Origin of the sequence: Sporosarcina sp. P19 (assembly GCF_002743165.1) — a bacterium.
GTDB lineage: Bacteria > Bacillota > Bacilli > Bacillales_A > Planococcaceae > Sporosarcina > Sporosarcina ureae.
This window is the reverse complement of sequence record NZ_PDYR01000001.1, coordinates 630,362-648,669: the sequence shown is the minus strand read 5'-3', so window position 1 is coordinate 648,669 and position 18,308 is coordinate 630,362. Positions and strand designations below refer to the sequence as shown.

Here is an 18,308-nt window from a genome sequence, read left to right as displayed (position 1 = left end):
CTTTACATCACCTTAACAATGCGGCAATAAAATGTCATAAGAATGTCGAAATTTCTGCAAAGCAGTATGTTTTAAAAAAATGGTAGACTATATGTAGAAAGGGAGGCCGGCTCAGTGAAATTCCATCAACTTTTTAAAGCTTCTTTACATGAACCGAAAAAACTTGCGGCATTTCGCTTGTTATCGATCGGTAAAGTCATTCAATACATATTCATATTTATCTTTCTTTACACCAGTGTATCGTTTTTGCAATTTGTCATAGGCGATCACACACTGTTCCAGTCATCTCCTGAATTAGCGGAAATCGGCGAAACGATCGGCTTTTTGATCTATCCAATCGCATTTGTCCTGCAATTGGTCATTATTACGTCGTATTTATTTATTCGCATCAGTATTTTTGCTATCATAGGGGTATTGCTATTGAAACTATTGCATCGCCGAGGCGAATTCCGTTTTATGTGGCGAACGGCAGCGATTGCTGCAACATTACCCATTTTGCTGACGATGGCATTTGAATTTGTTCCATCTATCCAATCGTATAGCCTGTCGATCGCATCGTTAGTCCATCTTCTCTACGTGTGGAGGGCAGCAGTCTATTATCCAAAACAACCACGATGAATAGACTTCCTCTTGTCTGCATAGTGTAGAGCAGGAGGGATGCATGATGAGAATTTTACTGATCGCACTTGCTGTATTTTGTACAGTTCATTTTGTACGAATGGATTTAACAGAAGGGACAATCCCTCTTGCAGCCTTTTTTGAAGATGAATCGTCCTGTATAGAGGAAACGCCAAATCATTCAATTGCCATTCGAGTGGTTGAAGGTGATACAATAGAATCGTTATTCGCATTATATCCAGATTCAACACAAAACTTTCTTGAGAGGTTGGAGCAATTTTATTCCATGAACCCCCATCTCGAACGCCAACAATTTGTAGCTGGGGAACAAATTAAGCTGCCGATTGGTGAACAAATAGAATCTGTTTGCGAAGAAGCCGAAAAAAGATAACTTTATATTCCATCTATATATGATGGTATTTACTCATTTGAAGGAGAGAGACATAATGACTGAAATGATTCATCGTTCCAATACCCGTCCCGTAAAAGTTGGCAATTTAACTATCGGGGGAAGCAATGAGCTGTTTATGCAAAGCATGACGACGACAAAAACACATGATGTCGAAGCAACAGTTGCAGAAATTAAACGTTTGGAGGATGCAGGCTGCCAAATCGTACGTGTAGCATGTCCCGATGAGCGTGCTGCGTATTCGATTGGTGAAATCAAAAAGCAAATCAATATTCCGTTAGTAGTGGATATTCATTTTGACTATAAATTAGCATTGATTGCAATAGAACAAGGCGCAGATAAAATCCGTATCAACCCAGGTAATATCGGCCGTAAAGAAAAAGTAGAAGCTGTTGTTAACGCAGCAAAAGCAAAAGGCATTCCAATTCGTATCGGTGTTAACGCAGGTTCACTAGAGAGAAAAATTCTTGAAAAGTACGGCTACCCTACTGCAGAAGGTATGGTAGAAAGTGCATTGCATCATATCAAAATCCTTGAAGATTTGGATTTCCATGATATTATCGTGTCACTTAAAGCATCTGACGTTAACTTGGCGATCGAAGCGTATAAGCTTGCAGCTGCAGCATTCGATTATCCATTGCACTTAGGTATTACAGAATCTGGTACGTTGTTCGCCGGATCGATTAAAAGTGCAGCAGGACTTGGTTCCCTTCTATCAGCAGGTATCGGTAACACGCTGCGCGTATCGTTAAGTGCGGATCCAATTCAGGAAATCAAAGTTGCGAAAGAGTTACTGAAAGTGTTCGGCTTATCATCTAACGCTGCGACATTAATTTCTTGTCCAACATGCGGCCGTATTGAAATCGACTTAATTTCTATTGCCAATGAAGTAGAAGAATATATCTCGAACATTAAAGCACCGTTGAAAGTAGCAGTTCTTGGTTGTGCGGTAAACGGCCCAGGTGAAGCACGTGAAGCGGATATCGGTATCGCTGGTGCTCGCGGTGAAGGATTGCTCTTCATGCATGGTAAAACAGTACGAAAAGTTCCAGAAGAGACAATGGTCGAAGAATTGAAAAAAGAAATAGATATTTTAGCTGAGGAATATTTCGAGAAGAAGAGACAAGAAGAAGCACTTGCAGCACAAGGTAGCGTTTCTGAATGAGGGATATTCGTTTCGGGATCGACATTGACGGAACGGTAACCTGTCCTACAGCGCTTCTCCCTCATATTAATAAACGTTTCGGTTCTAACCTGACGCTTGACGACATTAAGGAGTACGATTTGACGAAAGCGTTTGATGTGGATCCTGAACAATTTGGGCAATGGTACAAGGAAACAGAAGAACTGATCTATCAGACTTCCCCTGCTCAAGAATTCGCAAAAGAAGTATTGACCAATTGGCAGAAGCAGTTCGAGCTGTATTATATTTCAGCACGTGGGTGGAATGTACTCGAGTCCACGACGAACTGGTTCCACGAGCAACAAATACCTTATGACCACGTAGAGTTGATTGGCACTCATCATAAAATTGAGGCAGCTAAGCAATTCAACGTAGATGTATTTTTCGAGGACAAGCATGACAATGCGGTAGGAATCCATGAAGAATTGGATATTCCGGTGTTCTTGTTTGATACTCCTTATAATCAGGATCCGATTCCTGAAGGCGTCATACGAGTAGCGAATTGGAAACAAGCTGATCAGTACGTTAGACAGCTGTTTCATGAGACGGAAATGATGAAGAGCAAGTAATTGGTAGAGCATCGCATATTGCGGTGCTCTTTTTTTCGTAGTATTCTTGTATATCTTCATCTTACTTTGAACTAAATCTGTATGTTAAAATGTAGTAGACAATTATTACACAAAATAGTAGATATCGAGGTTTTTTGTTCATGTCTGTTAATCTTATCGTATTAGTAATACTTGCCGTGTTTATTGGTGCTTTGTCGCGTGCCACATTCGGTTTCGGTGAAGCAGTTGTCAGTATGCCATTGCTCGCATTATTATCAGTAGACTTGCACACGTCTATTTCTTTAATAGGCTTAGTCGGACTCACGGTGGCGTTATTTACAGTAGTTTCAGAATGGCGTCATGCGGACCGCCAGGCTTTACTTCGCTTAGTCATAGGTGCTTTAGCAGGAATCCCTGTAGGTATTGTATTGGTCGTCAAACTCCCCGATACGTTAATCACTATTGCACTCGGGATCTTTTTAATTCTTTATGGTTCATATTCATTTGGCAAAAGTCTATTACAACATACTACTACTTCAGAAAGACTGAAGGCGAAGTTCTGGTCATGGCCAGTTGGATTTGTCTCCGGTGTTCTAGGAAGTGCTTATAATACACACGGTGTGCCCGTAGTAGTGTACGGTACGTTAAGACGTTGGGAACCTAAGCGTTTTCGCGGAACCTTGCAAGCCCATTTTCTTATTACAGGTATATTTATAGTTGCTGGACAAGCTTTGGGAGGGCTATGGTCAAAAGATGTATTTATATTATACGGGTACTCTTTCCCGACTGTAATACTCGCAACATGGCTTGGGATGTTTATACAACGTTGTATTCCAAATGAAAAATTTATACGGTATGTATTTCTTCTTCTAACACTACTAGGGGCTATCTTATTATTTACTTCCATTTGAATTCTGTTCAATAAAAAAGGGCGGCACATCATGACTAAAATGATGTACCGCCTTTTTTATTCAAACTACCCTACTTTACACTTCGGACATCTGCCATAAATTTCAAACTTATGCCCTTCTATTTCATACTCTGACAAATTGACCGTTACACTATCCATCGGGCAAATCGGAATGGATTTCGTGCCACCACACGCTGTACAAATGAAGTGGTGGTGATGATGATCCGTTGCACATTGCATCCGGAAAAGGCGCTCACCGTTCAATTCTGTTTCATCTAAAATACCAAGCTTAGAGAACATGGCAAGATTCCGATAGATCGTATCAAAACTAATGCCCGGATTATCCCGCTCCACTGCCATGCGAACTTCCATAGCTGTTACATAGCGATCCGCTTCATCAAAAAACCGTAATAAGATTTCTCGGTTTTTTGTCCGTTTATAATCATATTTCAATAGAATATCCCATGCTTCATCTATCGACATATTGAAACGCCACCTTTCCTGCTTCTCATGACCGTACTTTTTTTCCAAAAAGTACTAACAGCAAAATAAACACCGACGTAACTACAATGGTCCCTCCAGGCGCGATATCTAAGTAATATGCAGAAATCAGTCCGATAACTACGGCGATTTCTCCGAATAGTATGGAGTATACTAGTGCACCCTTATAGCTTTTAGCCACTTGAATCGCAGCTGCAACAGGCAGTGTCATCAACGAAGAAACGAGCAAAATCCCAACAATTCGCATAGACGCACCAATGACTAGCGCTGTGATAATCATAAATGACGCCTGAATGACGCGTTCATTTATCCCCGATACTCTCGCATACTCTGGATCAAACGCCAATGAAAATAACTCTTTATATAAGAAATATATAAATGCGATCACAACAACAGCAATTAAAATTACGATGTATAAATCCTGCCGACTCACAGCGGACACTGAGCCAAATAAATAGCCAACTAAATCTGTACCGAATCCTTTAGCAAGAGATATAAATATTGCCCCAAAACCAATTCCAGCAGATAAAATAATCGGAATCGCCAGTTCTTCAAAGCTTTTATACACTCTACGCAATCGCTCGATCAATAAAGATCCGACTACCGCTGCACCCATCCCTAAATACACTGGATTAAGCGCTGCGAAAAACAATACTTGCTGACTTAAGTAGAGACTGCCCGCAATCCCTGCAAGTGCTACGTGACTGAGCGCATCTGAAATCATCGACATACGACGCACCACGATAAACAATCCGAGCATCGGTGCAATTAAGCCGATGATCAGCCCAGATAATACAGCATTTTGTAAAAACTCGTATGTGAAAATAGCTTCAATCATCTAACCGGCTCCGTTTCTTTTTGATGGAGCCGACGAATAGGATGACCGTACCAGCCCGACAATTCCGTCTCACTCATTTTTTCATAATCTGCATGAACTCCATGAAAATGGATGGAACGATTCAAGCATGCGATATGAGTTGCGAGCTTTGTCACGACATCGATTTCATGTGTCACGAGTAAAATCGCTATTCCGTACTCACGATTCAATTCGCTAAGCATAGAATAGAAGGATTCAACATTTTGTCTGTCGATTCCCACTGTCGGCTCATCCATAATCAGTAAATCCGGGTGACTCACGAGGGCTCTTGCAATAAAGACACGCTGTTGCTGACCTCCTGACAGATCACCTATACTTTCATCTTTACGGTCTGCCATTTTCACTACATGCAACGCGTCGATAGCTCGCTGTTCATCCTCTTTATTGAACCGTTTGAACAGTCCCTTTTTACTCGTTAAACCGCTTTTCACGACTTCCAATACCGTAGCTGGGAACTTCGTCGTAAATGCGTTCGACTTTTGAGAGACGTAGCCGATTCGTTGCTGTTGGTTAAAAGAATCTATAGGCCCGCCAAACAGTTCAATCGTGCCTTGTGACGGTTTCAGCAATCCTAATATGATTTTTAATAATGTAGATTTACCCGAACCGTTTGGACCGATTAACGCCCAAAACTCCCCTTGTTTCACTTCTAAACTGACATCAGATAGCGCAATGGAATGGTTAAATTTATGCGTAATATGCTCTAAGTTAATAATGGAATTTGTCATATACATATCCCTTCCTTTAATTCGGAATCATTCCGATTACTTTATGAATTATATAGTAAGATGCGAAGGGATACAACCAATTGAGAGGAATTGATGAAGATGGATTTACTTCAGTTAATTCAGGAAATTAAACAACTGCCCGATCAAGAAGCCGTTCATTACGCGGCAAGTTACGGTGTGGAATTGTCTATTAAAGAAGTACAGCAGTTACGTCCTTTGCTTGATGAAGTTTCATTCACTTGGCTGTTTACAGGCATTCCTCCCGTATTTATTGAAAAAATCACATCAATCATTGGATACGAGAAAACTATGCTGTATATGGAACAGTATAAACTACAATAAAAAAGCGTTGCATATATGCAACGCTTATCATTTTCAGTTATTCAATTCTTCTAATCGAGCAGGAGTGAATTGATGATTTTTTAACATGTCAATTTCTACTGCATAAGGTGCTTTTTTATTCGCTTTATCTGTTCCGATAAATGGTGTTTCCAAGATTTTTGGAATCTCTTTAAATGCCGGATGATGAACGATATAAGCTAACGGTTCGAAGCCGATATGCCCCATGCCGATATTTTCGTGGCGATCTTTTCCAGCGCCGCAAATGTTTTTGCTGTCGTTAACGTGGATAACAGAAATACGATCCAGTCCGACAATATGGTTAAATTGATCTAAGACACCTGAGAAGTCATTGACGATATCATAGCCCGCATCGTGGACGTGGCATGTATCAAAACATACGGATAAACGTTCGTTATGCTTCACACCGTCGATAATCTTCGCGATTTCGTCAAAACTTCTACCACATTCTGTTCCTTTACCAGCCATCGTTTCAAGTGCGATGCGAACATTTGCGTCTTCAGATAACACTTCATTTAAGCCTTCAATAATTTTGTCGATGCCTGTTTCTGCTCCAGCACCCACATGTGCACCCGGATGGAGGACGATTTGGTTGGCACCAAGCGCTTCAGTACGCTGGATCTCTTGTTGTAAAAAGTCTACGCCCAGACGAAACGTTTCAGGCTTTGTAGTATTCGCAAGGTTGATAATATACGGCGCATGGATGACAAGATTTGATTGACCGTTTTGCTCCATACTCTGTATACCACTTTCAATATTTAATTCTTCAATTGGTTTACGTCTCGTGTTCTGAGGTGCTCCCGTATAGATCATGAATGTATTAGCTCCATAGCTCAGAGCCTCTTCACTTGAGCCAAGCAGCATCTTTTTACCACTCATGGATACGTGAGAACCTAGAAGGATATCATCTTGTGTCATGATTTCTTCTTTATTCTCCTTTGTCTTCTTTTAAAGTTCTCTTTTTGTTCTGCCATCTTTTTCTTGTAACCCGGCTTTACTTTATCCGGCTTACGAATAAAGGAATCCGCTTTTTTATCAATTTCATCCACTTCACGTACACGTTTCTTACGTGCTTGACGCTCTTTTACTTCAATCCACTCACCATTTTTGACATCTTCATGAATGAAAGGAATACCAAGCTTTTCAATTTGATTTATCGCATCTTCATCAGACGGTTCGTACAACGTAATCGCATGACCTTGCATGCCTGCACGTGCAGTACGTCCTACGCGGTGAACGAAGAATTCGAGATCATCTGGTAATTCAAAGTTAATAACATGACTGACACCAGGAATATCGATCCCTCTTGCCGCCAAGTCAGTTGCCACGATATATTGATACTCTAGATCGCGTACTTGCTTCATAACACGTGTACGTTCTCGTGGTGTTAAATCACCGTGGATTTTTCCAGGCTTATGGCCGTGTTCTGCTAAATAGGTAGCTAGACGATCAGCGTTTTGCTTCGTGTTCATGAAGATAATCGCAAGATATGGCTGTAGGGCATCCATCACGTGAAGGAGTTTCTTATTTTTATCCATACTTCTAACAGGAACCAATGAATAACGCATATTCTCCGTCAACGGTTTCTTATCATCCATCCGCACATGAACGGGTGAGTTCATATACTTCGACAAGAATGGCTTAAGTTTCTCAGGAATCGTTGCAGAGAATACATACATGCTGATCTTCTCCGGCATTCTTGAAGCAAACTTATCAATATCTTCAATAAAGCCCATATCAAATGCAAGGTCTGCTTCGTCAATGACAAGCTGAGAAGCTGTGTGGATCGGTAATGCGCCGGTTTCCGACAGATCTTGGATACGTCCTGGTGTACCGACGATGATGTGCGGTGTGCTCTTCAAGCGTTCAGCAGAGCGTTTTTTATCTGTACCGCCAATCAAGATCGCACTTTTGATCTCCGTTCCTTCAATTAGCTTTTTCAATTCATCATGAAGCTGAACAGCTAATTCACGTGTCGGTGCTGTAATGACCGTTTGCAGTTCGTTCTGCTCCGGCTTGAGTTTTTCAACGAGTGGAATTAGGAAACTATGAGATTTCCCTGTTCCTGTATGGGCTTGTCCAATAGCACTTGTGTTTTTCATGATCAATGGAATCATTTCTTTTTGAATCGGTGTTGGTTCTTCAAACCCTAATTTTTGAATGGCTTCCCTCAAAAATGGCTTGAATTGGTAATCAGTAAACTTAGACATATCGTTCCTCCTCTAGATAATTCTTATTGTACCATGATTCGGTGCCATCAGTGGTTTTTTTCGCATAGTATATAGGGGAAACAACTAAAAAATTAGAAAGGAGTTCGTGATGAGATATCAATCATTTTATCCGTTTAGTAATCAGCCACCTCCGTCTAGGATGACACCTGAAACTCCGCCTGTTCAATACAGAGCGCCCACGCCTTTTCCTCAAGGCATGCCGGGCAATTCCAGAGGCATAGGAGAAATGCGTGGCGGTGCTCCACAACAGCAAGCAGGTATGCAAGAAACTGGTCCTTCACGGGCTGATCAATACATGCAAACCGCTAATCGTTTTTTCAATACTGCTCAACAATTCGCACCTTTAGTTCAGCAGTTTGCACCACTTATCCAAAATATACCTGCTATGTGGAGATTATATAAAGGGGTGCAATCTATGCCGGACGCATCGACAGCCTCTGCTGTTTCACGACCAAATAGTCCGCAAACACCTAGATCCGCACCTTCCCAAGCCACTAATCAGCCATCTATACCGCGTATTTTCCAACCTCCCTTCTGAACTCTTTGAATCGTTCACGAATCTCCGCTATAATGAAAGAGAAGTTAATAGAGGAGTGGAGTGGAATAAATGAAAGTACTCAAGATATCACCAAGAGGTTATTGTTATGGTGTAGTTGATGCGATGGTCATTGCGAGGAATGCTGCGCTAGATCCTACCCTGCCGAGACCCATTTATATATTAGGCATGATCGTCCACAACAAACACGTCACAGACGCATTCGAAGAAGATGGAATTATTACGTTGGATGGAGAAAACCGTCTGGAAATCTTACGTAAAGTGGATAAGGGAACAGTGATTTACACGGCACACGGTGTTTCTCCGGAAGTTCGCCAATTAGCGAAAGACAAAGGATTGGTTGCAATAGATGCAACATGTCCTGACGTTTCTGTTACACATTATTTAATTGAAGAAAAAGTAGCAGAAGGCTATGATATTCTGTATATCGGCAAGAAGCATCACCCAGAACCAGAGGGCGCAATCGGTGTGGCGCCGGATTCTGTTCATTTAATTGAGCGTCTTGAAGACATTGATAAACTAGAGATCACCAATGATAAACTACTGGTTACAAATCAAACAACGATGAGTCAATGGGACGTTGCACATCTCATGGAAGAGTTGGAACGTAAATTCCCTCACATCGAAGTACACCAAGAAATTTGTCTAGCTACACAAGTCCGCCAAGAAGCTGTAGCAGAACAAGCGGGCGAAGCAGAGTTGTTGATTGTTGTTGGAGATCCAAAGAGTAATAACTCTAACCGTTTAACGCAAGTATCTGTAGAAATTGCAAACACACCTTCATACCGCGTCTCAGACGTCTCTGAAATTGATCCCGCATGGCTAATGGGCATTGAGACGGTAGCGGTCACAGCAGGTGCTTCTACACCTACTATAATCGTTAGAGAAGTTATTTCGTTCCTGAACGAATTTGATCAAGAAGACCCTACAACACATCATCCGGAAAGAAAGTTCAAGCTCGAGAAAATCTTGCCGAAAGTCAAGAACCCAACTCCTGTGATCCGGATTGAACCTTAAGCATAGAAAAACCGTCGAGTACGCTCGACGGTTTTATTTATGATAAGAATTGAAATGGCTCTGTAATGATTGTAGATCCAATAAATTCGACTGCTAATTTACTTTCCTTACAAAGGTCTGTCATTTTATTCGCAACGCCAGTAATCATAATTTTTTCGATATTATGACCAGGGTCCACAATGGCAAGATCGAGCGCCTGCGCGTCTTGCGCGACATGATAATACATGTCTCCTGTCACGAGTACATCGGCTCCTTTTCTCTTGGCAGCCGTAATGTATTTATTTCCATCGCCACCGAGAACTGCCACTTTACGGATTTTCTTCTCTGGATCACCTACAAAACGTAAAGCTGGAACTCCGAATACATCCTTCACATGTTGTCCAAATTCCTTCAGCGTCATCTCTTTGCCGATTTGTCCGATACGTCCAATCCCTTGCTCATTGATTTTCTGTTGCATCTTGACTATATCAAATGCAGGTTCTTCATAAGGATGTGCGGCAAACATCGCTTTAATGACTTTAGCCTGCTGACTTTCCGGGAAAACGACTTCAATTCGCTCTTCGTCCACCAGCGTCGGCTGGTCTACTTCTCCGATTGTCGGATTCGCTCCAGCAACCGGTGTGAATCGACCAGTGCCTTGTGAGCTGAAACTACATGCCTGGTAATCACCAATCGCGCCCGCTCCAGCACTTGCCAATTTCTGACGTACTGCATCCGCATCTTCTAACGGACAGAATACTGCTAGTTTCATCAAATGTTCAGAGTCTGTAATATCGATCGGCTCCGTCTGCTGTATGCCAAGACGGTCCGCTAACATATCATTGACACCACCTGCCGCAATATCAAGATTGGTATGGGCAGCGTAGACCGCAATATTATGCTTAATACATTTCTCAATCATTTTCCCTTGTGGTGTATCCGTCATAATAGATTTAACAGGGCGGAACAATGGAGGGTGGTGTGCAATCACTAGGCTTGCCCCATTTTCAATTGCTTCATCAATTACTTGTTCGTTGACATCCAGTGTAACAAGAACTTTATCTACAGGACGATTCAATTGACCGATATGCAGTCCAACCGGGTCTCCTTCAAATGCAAGCCGCTTCGGTGACCACTTTTCAAATAGTTCAATGATATGATGTCCATTACTTTTCTTCATGTGCTAACACCTTCCTGACTATTTCCATATTTTCTTGTAAGTTTTCCTTTTTTCGCTTAATTTCTTCCGTTTGTTCTGCGTGTTCAAGCGCATTTATGACCCGCTGCCATTCAAGCATCTCCCGCTCCCATTTCGCTCGGAATACGTTAGATTGTTTACGGCGTAAAACCGGTCCGACAAGTAAATCCGTTTTTGAGTAATCAGCCGATCCTCTTTCTAGTACAAGAACTTCATAAATTTTACTGTCTTCCAGCAAAATCTCTTCGTCTACAATGCAAAACCCATTCGCTACAGCCCATTTCCTAATCGCGATCGCGTGCAGATTGGGTTGTAAAATGATTCGCTGTACATTTGTCAGACGGTCCTTGCCCGTTTCTAGAATTGAGGTAATCAATGTACCGCCCATTCCTGCAATTGTAACGGTCTCGACGTTGTCAGCGTCTTCAATCGCCTGCAAACCGTTCGCTAGGCGCACTTCAATATGGTCAGCAAAACCATTCAATTCTACATTGCGTGTAGCCGCTTCAAAGGGACCTGTCACGACTTCTCCTGCAATGGCTTTACGTATCTTCCCTTTGTTCATTAAATAGCACGGTAGATAGGCATGATCACTACCAATATCCGCAAGCACAGTATTCTTTGGAACAAAACTGGCCACCATCGCCAGACGTTCCGATAATTGATTGGTATTCATGGTTCCCCGCCTTTCATTCTTATCTATTGTATATTCGCTACTCATTTCATGCAATGCAAAAGAGCCAGTAAACCGAGAGTTACTCTGGTTTACTGGCTCTTTAAATTAAGTAGACAATCAGTCTAATGATAAAATGTAATCAACCATTTCATCTATGTTCTCATCTGGAACTAGTCCAGCTGGCATTGCAGTTCCAGCTACACCGTTTTTAATTGCATCATGTACTTCATCTGCGTCAAGTGAGCTATTTAGAGCAGGCCCCATTCCGCCAGCCAAGCCATCACCGTGACAACTAATACACTTCTGCTGAGCAACAGCTTCAGCATCAAATTCGCCAGTGTTTGCACTTTCTTCTTCAGTTCCTTGCTCAGTGCCTTCTTCGTTAGCTCCAGCAATTTCCTCTTTTTGATCTAGGCCATAAAGTGACATGAAGAAAATCAGTCCAATTCCGAGCGCGAAAATTAGAAAAAATGGTACAACAGGATTTTTATTCATTGGATTACCCTCCTTCACCAGAATCTATTCTGTAAAAGATACAGTATACAATTAACATTGTACTGTATCTATAACAAAACTGAAAGTGTTATTGGGTGACTTTTCGTCTTTTGTGACAGAATCGCCATAATTCGCAGGTCAGCAACCAAGTTGTCGAGCGATGACCATCCGCTGTACTTCAGAAGTGCCTTCTCCAATTTCAAGGAGCTTGGCATCACGTAAGTAACGCTCTACTTCGTATTCGCGCATATAGCCATAACCACCGTGTATTTGGATCGCTTCATTGGCAACTTCCATCGCAATTTCGGAAGCATATAATTTACACATCGAAGCTTCCTTTGTAAACTTTCTGCCTTGGTCTTTCAGCCATGCTGCTTTATACACCATAGTCCGTGCAAGTTCGATCTTCATCGCCATATCCGCAAGTTTAAATTGCGTAATTTGGAAAGAGGATAATGTCTTTCCGAATTGCTTGCGTTCTTTTGAATACTTCAAAGCGCGCTCGTAAGCTGCCTGTGCAATACCTACTGCCATCGCACCGATACCGATACGACCGCCGTCAAGAGTTACAAGAAATTGCTGGAACCCTTTACCAGTGTCACCAAGCAGATTCTCTTCTGGAACTACTACATCTTCAAGCAATAGTTCTGTGGTATTGGAAGCATGCAAGCCCATCTTTTCATAGTTATCGATAACTTTAAAGCCTTTCGAATCTGTTGGAACGATAATTGCGCTAATTTCTTTCTTGCCGTCCCCACGACTCGTAACAGCAGTCAATGCTAGGTGTTTAGCGTAGCTTGCATTGGTTATATAGACCTTTGATCCATTGATCGTATACTGACCGTCAGAAAGCACGGCAGACGTCTCTGTTCCGCCAGCGTCAGAACCGGCATTGGGCTCTGTCAAACCGAATGCACCAAATGATTCACCTGTACAGATCGGTGTTAAATACTTCTGTTTTTGCTCTTCTGTTCCAAATAAGTGTAAAGGAGCACCACCTAGTGAAATATGTGCAGAATACGTAATACCCGTCGAGGCACATGCACGGCTCAATTCTTCCGTGACAATGGCAAAACTGATCGTGTCGGCTTCACCCCCACCGTATTTCTCGGGAAATGGTAAGCCCATCATGCCCATTTTTGAAAGCTTTTTAAAAATCTCCACTGGAAACTCTCCCGAGCGATCACGATCGACTGCACCTGGCGCTACTTCCTCATTTGCAAAGTCTCTCATCAGTTTTTTCACCATATGCTGTTCTTGAGTTAAATCAAAATTCATTCTGATCATCCTCTCTCCACTTATACGATTCTATTTCCGATGAAATTGTAAGCCCTTACATAGCAGTATATAGAAAACGGACGGAATATAGCAATACATTCATTGCATTCCGTCCGATTATATAGATAATATTAAAAATGCGACTACTGTCAATAGACCTAGTGAGCCCGAAATAGTAAAGTATAATAACTTTAGTACTCTTCCAGTAAATAACCATAAACCACAATTTAATACGAGAAGGCCGATCAGTAAAGTCGTGTCTCCATCAAAAAATGCAGTCCAAATCTTCAATGACATCATCAATAAAAGAAATGCCATCGATATGTAGAGGAATGGTGCAAAACCTTTCTTGATAAACGTTTTTCCAGAAACGAGCGTTAGAAAAATCATAGCCAATACAGCAGCAACAGTCAATGTAGCAACTGGATATTCCGTCAGTACGAACATAGCAATTGACGCTACGCCTGCAAGCAATAAGCTGATGAGCAAAATCATCAATTGTTTGGTTCGTAACTGTTTGCGTTCAATTTGAAGTGTGGACGATTCTTGCTCTGCCACTTCATCCGGGTCTTCTCCTTGTGCATACAAGGTAATGAGGAAATCGCAATAATGTTCTGGAAGAAGTTTATTGGCTTTCCAATACCGGATTTCAGAAATGATGATCTGTTTCTTATCTATAGCCATCCTTTCTCCTCCAATAGTATCAATCTTCTTTTTTTCACTAAAGAATAAAAAGCATCGGCTATATCAAGCCGATGCACTTATTATTCTAAGAAGTCTTTGAGACGTTTGCTGCGTGATGGGTGGCGTAACTTTCTAAGTGCCTTTGCCTCGATTTGACGAATACGCTCACGCGTAACACCAAATACTTTGCCCACTTCTTCAAGCGTACGCGTACGGCCATCATCTAGACCAAAGCGTAAACGTAATACATTTTCTTCACGATCTGTTAACGTATCTAACACGTCTTCAAGCTGTTCCTTCAGCAATTCATAAGCTGCATGGTCTGAAGGAGACTGTGCTTCCGAGTCTTCGATAAAATCGCCTAGATGAGAGTCATCTTCTTCACCAATTGGCGTTTCCAATGATACCGGTTCTTGAGCTATCTTCAAGATTTCACGAACTTTTTCTGGAGTCAAGTCCATTTCTTCTCCAATTTCTTCAGGTGAAGGCTCTCGTCCTAAATCTTGGAGTAATTGACGTTGGACACGAATCAATTTATTAATTGTTTCCACCATATGCACAGGAATACGGATCGTACGTGCCTGGTCTGCGATTGCGCGAGTGATTGCCTGACGAATCCACCAAGTTGCGTACGTACTGAATTTAAAGCCCTTCGTATGGTCAAACTTCTCAACAGCTTTAATAAGACCCATATTTCCTTCTTGGATCAAATCTAAGAATAGCATGCCGCGACCGACATAGCGTTTCGCGATACTGACAACTAAACGTAAGTTCGCTTCAGCCAATTTCTTTTTGGCATTCTCACCACGTATAATACTTGTTTCTATTTCAGGTGTCATTTCCCCTGTTTCTTCAAGGATAGCTTCAGAAGCTAAACCATCAATAATACGGATCGCCAAATCTACTTCTTCTTTACCCGTCAATAAATCCACTCGTCCAATTTCTTTCAAATACATACGGACTGGATCGTTGATTCTGACACCTGGCGGTACACTTAAGTCATTTAAATCAAATTGCTCTTCTTTTTCAGCCTTGGGATCAGCTTCTTCTTTTCTGTCCATTTCAATTTCTTGTGCTTCTATCTGGTCAAGAAACTCTTCGAATTGCTCAGGCTCCATTTCAAAGGATGCCAGTTTTTCCGTTACATCCTCTAGTGTTAGCTCACCTGCTTTTTTACCCGCTTCAATAATAGCCGCTTTTGCTTCTTCAAGAGTCAATTCTACTTCTCCCGTTTGTTCTTCTTTTGTCATAGTGACTATACCTCCTTACAGAACCTTTAACGATCTCACAAGCTGGATTACTTCCGAGGCCAACTCCATTGCTTTTAGTAGGTCGTTCCTTTTTTCTGCTTCTTTTGATTCGTATCGCTTTTGATCAATTAGACGTTTAATTTGATTTCTTTTTAAATGACGGATACAGTCATTTACTTCTTGTGTGGTATGCTCCTGTGAACGTTCAGTTAAGATGGCTTCCATGACTACTTTTTTCAGTTGCCGGTCTTCCAACGTTTCTGCAAACCGCTGATAGTTTGGCAAATCATATTGCTCATAAAACGCTGCTAACTTAAAGAATATTTTGATGACGTCATCTCTTACAAATAAATCTTGAAGTTCCAGCCGTTTTTCTTCGAATAGATCTGCGTCCATCAGCAGATGCGCAAGAAGTAATTGTTCCGCACGATCTGTTTCTGCACGATTCGCCGGAGCTTTTGTAACATGCACAGTTCTGCTTTCTTCAGGACTTGTATCTCGCGATTGTTTCGCCTTTTTTGCAATCGACTTGGTGAATTCTTGACCAAGTGATTCTTTTGAAGCCTGTGTTTCATTGTGGAGTTGCTGGATCAATAAGTCTTTCTCAATAGGAGAACAACGGTGAGCCAGTTCATCAAATACTTCATGTACGTATTGCTTGATGTCATGATCAACGGATAAATTCTTATCTCTTCTATAGTAGGCTGCTACAAAAGAAATATATGATAGCGCTTGATCAAGCACCTTTTCTGAAAATACATCTGAACCATGTTGACCGATATAGTCATCAGGGTCCATTTTATCAGGTAAAGTGGCAACCAGTACATCCATTCCGCTATCCATTAGTTGGTCGGCAAATCGTTTGGCAGCCCCCCAGCCAGCTGAATCACCATCACAGCAAATGACTATCTTTTTTGCCATTCGCTTTAATTTCACGATATGATGCGCGGATAATGCAGTACCCATAACAGCCACCGTATTTCCTATTCCGCCACGATCTGCTGCAATCGTGTCCATGAAACCTTCGAATAGTACTACTTTACCCGTTTTTCGAACATTAAGACGTGCACGGTGAAAATTAAACAAAACCTTACTCTTTTCAAAGACGGGAGTTTCTGGACTATTGATATATTTAGCCTCAGAAGAAGAATCCTCCAACCTTCTGCCGGAGAATGCGATAGTTGCACCATTATCATCCTGAATCGGAAACATGATCCTTCCCCTGAAACGGTCAAAATAACCTGAGCCATCTTCCTTATGGAAACAAAGCCCTGCCGTTTCCATTTCCTTCATGTCAAAACCTTGTCTCTTTAGCAGTGCCGATAAGGCATCTGACTGAACAGGAGACCATCCTATTTCATACTGTTCTATCTCGTTACGCGTAAATCCTCTTTTTTCTAGATATTCTAATGCTTTTTCGCCTTCTATGGTGTTTAAGAGCAGATGGCTGTAAAAATTAGCAGCCAGTGTATAGGCCTTCAGCATCTTATGGTTTGATGAGGATGTTGACGCTTGGTTATCTGTTTGGGAACTTTCCAACTCCAATCCCATTCGGCTGCCTAGTTTGACGATTGAGTCGATGAATGACCGATTTTCCATATCCATCATGAACGTAATGGCATTACCGCTTGCTCCACAACCAAAACAATGGAATAGTTGCTTGTCTTCGGAAACAGAGAAAGACGGGCTACCTTCTTCGTGGAACGGACAGAGTCCAAACCAATTTTTACCTCTTTTTGCTAATTGGACATATTCACTGATCAAATCGACAATATCGGTTCCTGAACGGATTTCCTCAATTGTTTCGTCAGATATTCTTGTCATTCTATCACCATTTCCACTCTATATACATAAATTCTAGACGTTTTCCAAAAACCCTTCTTTATCGACATTTTTCGCTATAAATATTTTCAGTATCTGCATTTATGTCACATTTATGACATGTTAGCTGAGTGGAGACACACAGAAAAAAGAAGACCCAACTAGTTCGTTCAGTTGGCCTTCCTTGCTGAAAATGCTTTTAGAATCGTATTGGCTGTCTCTTCTACCGCGCGATTCGTCACATCGATGACGTTACAACCGACACGTGTAGTAATTCTATTAAAATAGTCGATCTCTTGTTGAATACGTGCTATTGTCGCATAGTTTGCATCATCATTCAAGCCTAATGTCTCCAAGCGGGATTTTCGAATAGAATTCAATTGCTCAACGGAAATACATAAGCCGAAGCACTTTGCAGGATCAATGGAAAACAGTTCTGATGGCGGGTCCACTTCAGGCACAAGCGGCACATTGGCCACTTTAAAACCTTTATTCGCAAGGAATTGAGATAACGGCGTTTTGGAAGTTCGTGAGACACCGATTAAAACAATATCCGCTTCTAATATGCCACGTGTGTCTCTTCCATCGTCATAGCGAACCGCAAACTCAATCGCTTCGATTTTCTTAAAATAATCATCGTCCAACTTTCTGACAAGACCCGGCTCTTCAAACGGTACTTGTTTCAACCGGTCTCCCATTTTCTCAATCAATGGACCAAGCAAGTCTACGGCAGGTACTTTCAATTCTTCGCAAAGTAGATGTAGCTGCTCCCTCATTTGGCTTTTGACCAATGTAAAAACAATCAATGCTTGTTGTTGCTTTGCTAAGAACACGATTTCTTCCAATTGCGAATTCTCTTCTATATACGAAAATCTTTTAATGGAAACAGTCTCTAAATCATGACGAAACTGACTTGCGGCTGCTTTCGTCACAAGGCCTGCAGTTTCCCCGACAGAATCCGAGACAATGAATAATGTGAATTTTGTCAT

General features: G+C 41.6%; 21 protein-coding genes. 8 read left to right on the top strand and 13 right to left on the bottom strand.

Going from position 1 to position 18,308, the window contains the following annotated elements:
• Nucleotides 1-114: 114 nt before the first annotated feature.
• From CSV74_RS03260 to CSV74_RS03240, 5 genes are all read left to right on the top strand, one after another.
• Nucleotides 115-618 (top strand): DUF1189 family protein, encoded by a 504-nt coding sequence (locus CSV74_RS03260; RefSeq protein ID WP_099690534.1) that lies wholly within the window; start codon nt 115-117, stop codon nt 616-618.
• A gap of 43 nt (nt 619-661) precedes the next feature.
• Nucleotides 662-1,009 (top strand): hypothetical protein, encoded by a 348-nt coding sequence (locus tag CSV74_RS03255; RefSeq protein ID WP_233190743.1) that lies wholly within the window; start codon nt 662-664, stop codon nt 1,007-1,009.
• A 55-nt stretch (nt 1,010-1,064) separates the two neighbouring features.
• A complete protein-coding gene (gene ispG / locus CSV74_RS03250; protein WP_037562033.1) occupies nt 1,065-2,192 on the top strand; it encodes a flavodoxin-dependent (E)-4-hydroxy-3-methylbut-2-enyl-diphosphate synthase in 1,128 nt (375 codons plus the stop codon).
• The gene (locus tag CSV74_RS03245) at nt 2,189-2,779 is read left to right on the top strand and encodes a 5' nucleotidase, NT5C type (protein WP_099690532.1); all 591 of its coding nucleotides are present in this window, start codon (nt 2,189-2,191) and stop codon (nt 2,777-2,779) included. The genes ispG and CSV74_RS03245 overlap by 4 nt, the downstream gene beginning before the upstream one ends.
• Nucleotides 2,780-2,919: 140 nt before the next feature.
• Entirely contained in the window at nt 2,920-3,669 is a 750-nt protein-coding gene (locus CSV74_RS03240) for a sulfite exporter TauE/SafE family protein (RefSeq protein ID WP_099690531.1), read from the top strand.
• Nucleotides 3,670-3,734: 65 nt separating this feature from the next.
• On the opposite strand, the gene CSV74_RS03235 is transcribed toward CSV74_RS03240, so the two are convergent.
• The 3 genes from CSV74_RS03235 to CSV74_RS03225 are packed head-to-tail and all read right to left on the bottom strand — an operon-like array spanning nt 3,735 to nt 5,774.
• Nucleotides 3,735-4,151 (bottom strand): Fur family transcriptional regulator, encoded by a 417-nt coding sequence (locus CSV74_RS03235; protein ID WP_099690530.1) that lies wholly within the window; start codon nt 4,149-4,151, stop codon nt 3,735-3,737.
• A gap of 25 nt (nt 4,152-4,176) precedes the next feature.
• Nucleotides 4,177-5,007, bottom strand: a complete 831-nt coding sequence (locus CSV74_RS03230; RefSeq protein ID WP_099690529.1) for a metal ABC transporter permease — start codon at nt 5,005-5,007, stop codon at nt 4,177-4,179.
• Nucleotides 5,004-5,774, bottom strand: a complete 771-nt coding sequence (locus CSV74_RS03225) for a metal ABC transporter ATP-binding protein (RefSeq protein ID WP_029054707.1) — start codon at nt 5,772-5,774, stop codon at nt 5,004-5,006. Before CSV74_RS03225 ends, CSV74_RS03230 begins: the two co-directional genes overlap by 4 nt.
• A gap of 93 nt (nt 5,775-5,867) precedes the next feature.
• Here CSV74_RS03225 and CSV74_RS03220 point away from each other — a divergent pair, with 93 nt between their 5' ends.
• On the top strand, nt 5,868-6,116 hold the full coding sequence (locus tag CSV74_RS03220; RefSeq protein WP_232321300.1) for a hypothetical protein: 249 nt from the start codon (nt 5,868-5,870) through the stop codon (nt 6,114-6,116).
• A gap of 33 nt (nt 6,117-6,149) precedes the next feature.
• Here CSV74_RS03220 and CSV74_RS03215 read toward each other — a convergent pair whose 3' ends face one another.
• Entirely contained in the window at nt 6,150-7,052 is a 903-nt protein-coding gene (locus CSV74_RS03215; RefSeq protein WP_099690528.1) for a deoxyribonuclease IV, read from the bottom strand.
• Nucleotides 7,049-8,344, bottom strand: a complete 1,296-nt coding sequence (locus CSV74_RS03210) for a DEAD/DEAH box helicase (RefSeq protein WP_029054704.1) — start codon at nt 8,342-8,344, stop codon at nt 7,049-7,051. The genes CSV74_RS03215 and CSV74_RS03210 overlap by 4 nt, the downstream gene beginning before the upstream one ends.
• A gap of 109 nt (nt 8,345-8,453) precedes the next feature.
• Here CSV74_RS03210 and vrrA point away from each other — a divergent pair, with 109 nt between their 5' ends.
• Both vrrA and CSV74_RS03200 read left to right on the top strand, forming a co-directional pair.
• The gene (vrrA, locus tag CSV74_RS03205; protein WP_099690527.1) at nt 8,454-8,903 is read left to right on the top strand and encodes a VrrA/YqfQ family protein; all 450 of its coding nucleotides are present in this window, start codon (nt 8,454-8,456) and stop codon (nt 8,901-8,903) included.
• Nucleotides 8,904-8,972: 69 nt separating this feature from the next.
• Nucleotides 8,973-9,938 (top strand): 4-hydroxy-3-methylbut-2-enyl diphosphate reductase, encoded by a 966-nt coding sequence (locus CSV74_RS03200; protein ID WP_029054703.1) that lies wholly within the window; start codon nt 8,973-8,975, stop codon nt 9,936-9,938.
• Between the two features lie 37 nt (nt 9,939-9,975).
• Here CSV74_RS03200 and CSV74_RS03195 read toward each other — a convergent pair whose 3' ends face one another.
• The 8 genes from CSV74_RS03195 to CSV74_RS03160 form a co-directional block, all read right to left on the bottom strand.
• Nucleotides 9,976-11,097 (bottom strand): Nif3-like dinuclear metal center hexameric protein, encoded by a 1,122-nt coding sequence (locus CSV74_RS03195; protein ID WP_099690526.1) that lies wholly within the window; start codon nt 11,095-11,097, stop codon nt 9,976-9,978.
• Nucleotides 11,084-11,791, bottom strand: coding sequence for a tRNA (adenine(22)-N(1))-methyltransferase (locus CSV74_RS03190; RefSeq protein WP_099690525.1), 708 nt, complete (start codon nt 11,789-11,791; stop codon nt 11,084-11,086). The genes CSV74_RS03195 and CSV74_RS03190 overlap by 14 nt, the downstream gene beginning before the upstream one ends.
• A gap of 117 nt (nt 11,792-11,908) precedes the next feature.
• The gene (gene cccA, locus CSV74_RS03185) at nt 11,909-12,286 is read right to left on the bottom strand and encodes a cytochrome c550 (protein WP_199083902.1); all 378 of its coding nucleotides are present in this window, start codon (nt 12,284-12,286) and stop codon (nt 11,909-11,911) included.
• Between the two features lie 138 nt (nt 12,287-12,424).
• Nucleotides 12,425-13,564: an acyl-CoA dehydrogenase family protein gene (locus CSV74_RS03180; RefSeq protein ID WP_099690576.1), complete on the bottom strand. Its 1,140-nt coding sequence runs from the start codon at nt 13,562-13,564 to the stop codon at nt 12,425-12,427.
• 117 nt (nt 13,565-13,681) lie between these two features.
• The gene (locus CSV74_RS03175) at nt 13,682-14,248 is read right to left on the bottom strand and encodes a hypothetical protein (RefSeq protein ID WP_099690524.1); all 567 of its coding nucleotides are present in this window, start codon (nt 14,246-14,248) and stop codon (nt 13,682-13,684) included.
• A gap of 80 nt (nt 14,249-14,328) precedes the next feature.
• Entirely contained in the window at nt 14,329-15,498 is a 1,170-nt protein-coding gene (gene rpoD / locus CSV74_RS03170; RefSeq protein ID WP_099669135.1) for an RNA polymerase sigma factor RpoD, read from the bottom strand.
• A 15-nt stretch (nt 15,499-15,513) separates the two neighbouring features.
• Nucleotides 15,514-17,322, bottom strand: coding sequence for a DNA primase (gene dnaG, locus CSV74_RS03165; RefSeq protein WP_029054696.1), 1,809 nt, complete (start codon nt 17,320-17,322; stop codon nt 15,514-15,516).
• A 167-nt stretch (nt 17,323-17,489) separates the two neighbouring features.
• Nucleotides 17,490-18,308: a pyruvate, water dikinase regulatory protein gene (locus tag CSV74_RS03160; RefSeq protein WP_099690523.1), complete on the bottom strand. Its 819-nt coding sequence runs from the start codon at nt 18,306-18,308 to the stop codon at nt 17,490-17,492.

Bases quoted from the DNA above. Each gene is read 5' to 3' on its own strand.
- CSV74_RS03245 (WP_099690532.1), top strand. From the start codon at position 2,189: ATGAGGGATATTCGTTTCGGGATCGACATTGACGGAACGGTAACCTGT.
- CSV74_RS03230 (WP_099690529.1), bottom strand. From the start codon at position 5,007: ATGATTGAAGCTATTTTCACATACGAGTTTTTACAAAATGCTGTATTA.
- CSV74_RS03255 (WP_233190743.1), top strand. From the start codon at position 662: ATGATGAGAATTTTACTGATCGCACTTGCTGTATTTTGTACAGTTCAT.
- CSV74_RS03210 (WP_029054704.1), bottom strand. From the start codon at position 8,344: ATGTCTAAGTTTACTGATTACCAATTCAAGCCATTTTTGAGGGAAGCC.
- vrrA (WP_099690527.1), top strand. From the start codon at position 8,454: ATGAGATATCAATCATTTTATCCGTTTAGTAATCAGCCACCTCCGTCT.
- cccA (WP_199083902.1), bottom strand. From the start codon at position 12,286: ATGAATAAAAATCCTGTTGTACCATTTTTTCTAATTTTCGCGCTCGGA.
- CSV74_RS03220 (WP_232321300.1), top strand. From the start codon at position 5,868: ATGAAGATGGATTTACTTCAGTTAATTCAGGAAATTAAACAACTGCCC.
- CSV74_RS03160 (WP_099690523.1), bottom strand. From the start codon at position 18,308: ATGACAAAATTCACATTATTCATTGTCTCGGATTCTGTCGGGGAAACT.
- CSV74_RS03225 (WP_029054707.1), bottom strand. From the start codon at position 5,774: ATGACAAATTCCATTATTAACTTAGAGCATATTACGCATAAATTTAAC.
- dnaG (WP_029054696.1), bottom strand. From the start codon at position 17,322: ATGACAAGAATATCTGACGAAACAATTGAGGAAATCCGTTCAGGAACC.
- CSV74_RS03195 (WP_099690526.1), bottom strand. From the start codon at position 11,097: ATGAAGAAAAGTAATGGACATCATATCATTGAACTATTTGAAAAGTGG.
- rpoD (WP_099669135.1), bottom strand. From the start codon at position 15,498: ATGACAAAAGAAGAACAAACGGGAGAAGTAGAATTGACTCTTGAAGAA.
- CSV74_RS03200 (WP_029054703.1), top strand. From the start codon at position 8,973: ATGAAAGTACTCAAGATATCACCAAGAGGTTATTGTTATGGTGTAGTT.
- CSV74_RS03240 (WP_099690531.1), top strand. From the start codon at position 2,920: ATGTCTGTTAATCTTATCGTATTAGTAATACTTGCCGTGTTTATTGGT.
- CSV74_RS03190 (WP_099690525.1), bottom strand. From the start codon at position 11,791: ATGAATACCAATCAATTATCGGAACGTCTGGCGATGGTGGCCAGTTTT.
- CSV74_RS03175 (WP_099690524.1), bottom strand. From the start codon at position 14,248: ATGGCTATAGATAAGAAACAGATCATCATTTCTGAAATCCGGTATTGG.
- ispG (WP_037562033.1), top strand. From the start codon at position 1,065: ATGACTGAAATGATTCATCGTTCCAATACCCGTCCCGTAAAAGTTGGC.
- CSV74_RS03235 (WP_099690530.1), bottom strand. From the start codon at position 4,151: ATGTCGATAGATGAAGCATGGGATATTCTATTGAAATATGATTATAAA.
- CSV74_RS03180 (WP_099690576.1), bottom strand. From the start codon at position 13,564: ATGAATTTTGATTTAACTCAAGAACAGCATATGGTGAAAAAACTGATG.
- CSV74_RS03215 (WP_099690528.1), bottom strand. From the start codon at position 7,052: ATGACACAAGATGATATCCTTCTAGGTTCTCACGTATCCATGAGTGGT.